At 55.1% G+C, this 3092-nt stretch carries 4 protein-coding genes and 1 pseudogene; 2 read left to right on the top strand and 3 right to left on the bottom strand.

Annotated elements, in window-relative coordinates; genetic code table 11:
• Positions 1-775: SDR family oxidoreductase (locus ACXRVY_RS21905; RefSeq protein ID WP_458238225.1), on the bottom strand; the 775-nt coding region annotated here is incomplete at its 3' end.
• Positions 775-1101, bottom strand: coding sequence for a nuclear transport factor 2 family protein (locus tag ACXRVY_RS21900; protein ID WP_223462420.1), 327 nt, complete (start codon positions 1099-1101; stop codon positions 775-777). The genes ACXRVY_RS21900 and ACXRVY_RS21905, both read right to left, overlap by 1 nt.
• Before the next feature lie 97 nt (positions 1102-1198).
• Here ACXRVY_RS21900 and ACXRVY_RS21895 point away from each other — a divergent pair, with 97 nt between their 5' ends.
• The gene (locus tag ACXRVY_RS21895) at positions 1199-1540 is read left to right on the top strand and encodes a winged helix-turn-helix transcriptional regulator (protein ID WP_223462419.1); all 342 of its coding nucleotides are present in this window, start codon (positions 1199-1201) and stop codon (positions 1538-1540) included.
• 148 nt (positions 1541-1688) lie between these two features.
• Here the strand turns inward: ACXRVY_RS21895 and ACXRVY_RS21890 are convergent, their stop codons facing one another.
• Positions 1689-2228 (bottom strand): hypothetical protein, encoded by a 540-nt coding sequence (locus ACXRVY_RS21890; RefSeq protein ID WP_458238224.1) that lies wholly within the window; start codon positions 2226-2228, stop codon positions 1689-1691.
• 231 nt (positions 2229-2459) lie between these two features.
• Here ACXRVY_RS21890 and ACXRVY_RS21885 point away from each other — a divergent pair.
• Positions 2460-2622 (top strand): annotated as a pseudogene (locus ACXRVY_RS21885) (DMT family transporter); the annotation flags it as partial.
• Positions 2623-3092 lie beyond the last annotated feature (470 nt).

The following is a 3092-nucleotide window of genomic DNA, read 5'->3' as shown; positions in this document are numbered from 1 at the left end:
CTGTGGGAACCGTCCCACCATCAATCACATATTCAGTGCCAGTGATGGCGCTCGCAAGCGGCGAGACGAGGAATGCGATGAGATCTGCGACTTCCCTTGGTCTGGCGGGGCGTCCGATCGGGATGCCTCCCAGTGAGCCCATCACTATTTGGCGGCCACCCTCATAATCGGTGTCATTCTGCCTCGCGATTTCCTCTACAAAGGCGACTGAAGCCTCCGTCTCCACCCATCCCGGTGAAACCCTGACCACGCGAACGCCCTTGGGACTGACCTCTTTGGAAAGACCCTTACTGTAGTTCGAGAGCGCGGCCTTGGCGGCAGCGTACGCAAGAGTGGATTCAGGTAGCGGCAGTTGGCACTGGATAGAGGTGACATGCACGATGACACCCGAACCTTGCTCGAGCAGCATGGGCAACAGTGCTCGGTCGAGGCGAACTGCCGGGAACAGGTTCAGGTCCAGGGCCCGTTGCCATTGCTGGTCGTCGAGCACCTCATAGCCACCCGCTGGAGCCGATGAGCCGCCAGCGACATGGACGATGATATCCAGCCCGCCGAGACGCTCATGGACGGCATCAACGACATTGGTACAACCCTCGGAGGTGGTGATGTCCGCCGCGACGAAGATGTCCTCGGGAATGTGCTCGGGACGTGAACGCGCAGCAGTCAGGACTTTTGCACCAGCCTCGCGCAAGCGAAAGACGACGGCTTCACCAATACCCTTGGTTCCGCCGGTGACCAACGCGCGAAGGCCTTCAAGTTCCAGTGCCATGCTCATCAGTGAATCTCCAGGGATGCGATCTTGTCGTCGGCAAGTTCAACGGTGTAGGTGAGCTCGATCGGGCTACCAGGGAAGTTTCCGGTAAGCCGGGCAAGCAACGTCACAATCTGTCCTTTCTGCGAGCTACTCAATGGCTCGATGCTGTATTGATACTTGGCCTGCGACGCTTGCTTCCAGGCTTTGATGGCTTCCAGCCCGTTGTACGTCTGGCCTTCGTCGCGCACGGTGGCGTCCTTGGTAAAGCAGCGCTCCAATATCTTGATGTCGGTTTTTTTTTCGGCGGCAAGGTAGCTGGCGATTGATTCAGGCAATTCGATTTTCATGGCGTATTTCCTCGCTGATGTACGGATTGCTTCACCCACATGCTCGCTGTAGGCTTACCAAATGGCAAGAACCCACGAAAAAGTAAGTTAGGGAAATATGAGAGCGATCTATACCCCGTCGACTGCAGCCAGTGGCCTGGAAGCAGTACTCAGGCAACTCGAAGGACGCTGGAAACTGGTGATCCTGTTCCACCTCTTCGGAGGCCAGGTGCAACGTTTTTCCGAACTGGAAAAGCTGATCCCCGAGATATCCCAGAAGATGCTTGCCCAGCAGTTACGTCAGTTGGAAGTGGATGGCATCGTGCATCGCACCGCCTATCCGCAAGTACCACCTAAGGTCGAATATCGCATGACAGAGTGGGGCCAAGCGCTGTGTCCAGCACTCGATGCACTGTTGAAATGGGCGGAACTACGGGAGACGCTCAAACCAGAAGGTTGAACCAACCAGGATTCACAGCCCAACCGAGAGGCCGCTTCTGGCCGTTTTTGACTTTCGCCACCGGCGGCTTCACGCCCTGAGGAAGCGGTCATTCGTGCAATCGTTGGATCGATGCATGTTTTTCTGCATCGTCAGGAGTGCCACGTACCTATCTCAGGGTGAAGGCTGTTTTGAGCGGTATGACAACCTTGCKCAAGTTGTCTTTAAGCGTGATATCTACCGTCCAGATACCTGTGGGATCGTCTGGTTCGCCGATGAAATTGATCACGGGGGCGGCGAGGTGCAGGTGATTCGACTCCCCCTTGAGGTGTCCTTGAAAACAAACGATATCTCGCTGATTGATCGACTCTGTACCATCCGGTCTGATGACTTTCAGATCGCACGTTATGTTTGCTTCGTGATTGGCATTCAGTTTCGGGTTTGCAAAAAAAATCAGCGTAAAGATCCATTTACCTTGGGTAGCAACCTTTGCTTTGTTAAATACGGGAATGGTTTCGGGCGAAGTATTCCACTTTTTTTCCCAATCGGGATCGGAGGTGATTAATAGTGAGCCACCAAACTCGCCGACGGATCGTCTTGATTCAGTCCCTGGGTATGGATTGCCATTTGAATCGTTCCGGTAACCGGCATGCACATTTGACCATGCAAGAGACATCGCGATGAAAACGGTGAGCAATCGACGGTTCATGGGCGACTCACTATAAGTGGACGATATAAGTTGCGTAATGTTTGCGCCGTTTGTGTCTGATAACGGGCCTGGTCCATGTGTAATGCCTTGTTCCGCTTGAGTGTAGCGGCAGAAAACGCGACACAGAGTCACGAGAACCAGTGACATGATTTTTGTGTTCGCAAGGCGTCATGAACATGGTGCTCACGGTCCGCTCTTGGCCTGTTTCTGCCGGTTCTCACCGTTCTACCCATGGTCATGGCGTTCGTCGCCGGTGCTGTCCTGCCATTTCAGGTAACCACCAACGCGGCAGTTGGGCGAGCATTGGGGGCATCCGCTCTGGGCAGCCCTCATCTCCCTTGTCATCAGCGCTATCGTGGTGATCGCTGCGCTGCTCATCCTCAAGGTGCAGGCTTGTTCCTATCGTCGGTCCTAGCCAGATGCATTCTTTATCGGCGCTTGGGTGAAAGGAGGAGGGGCGAAATCTCCCACGGTCTGTACTGCGTCAACAGTCAGAATCGAGCCTTGTCCCTCCTCCTCCCTTCAAGTCCTACCATACAAGCGAGCTTGCTCCGGGCGGCGTTCCGACGATAGCGGTGGATCAGTCGCCATCAATGTTGAATGTGCTGGTCTCATCGCGAGCAAGCTCGCTCCCACAGTGTCTGAGTAAAACCGCATATTTGTGGGCGACGCGAAACCTGTGGGAGCGGCGGTGCGGCGATTCGACTTGCCCGCGAAGAACGATGACACGGTCCACCTGACGGAACACAAGCGCCCTACGGCACTTGCCATAGCCCTTACGTTAACGTAAAGATTGCGCCAGGGCGCCGATGTATGAAGGCGCAGGGCGGATGACCCGGAGCGCTTGATGACGCTAATAAAAAC

This window comes from Pseudomonas sp. P5_A2_2 (genome assembly GCF_054177685.1).
This window is presented reverse-complemented; position numbering and strand designations above follow the sequence as displayed.

Coding starts and splice junctions, on each gene's coding strand:
- ACXRVY_RS21900 (WP_223462420.1), bottom strand. CDS start 1,101: ATGAAAATCGAATTGCCTGAATCAATCGCCAGCTACCTTGCCGCCGAA.
- ACXRVY_RS21895 (WP_223462419.1), top strand. CDS start 1,199: ATGAGAGCGATCTATACCCCGTCGACTGCAGCCAGTGGCCTGGAAGCA.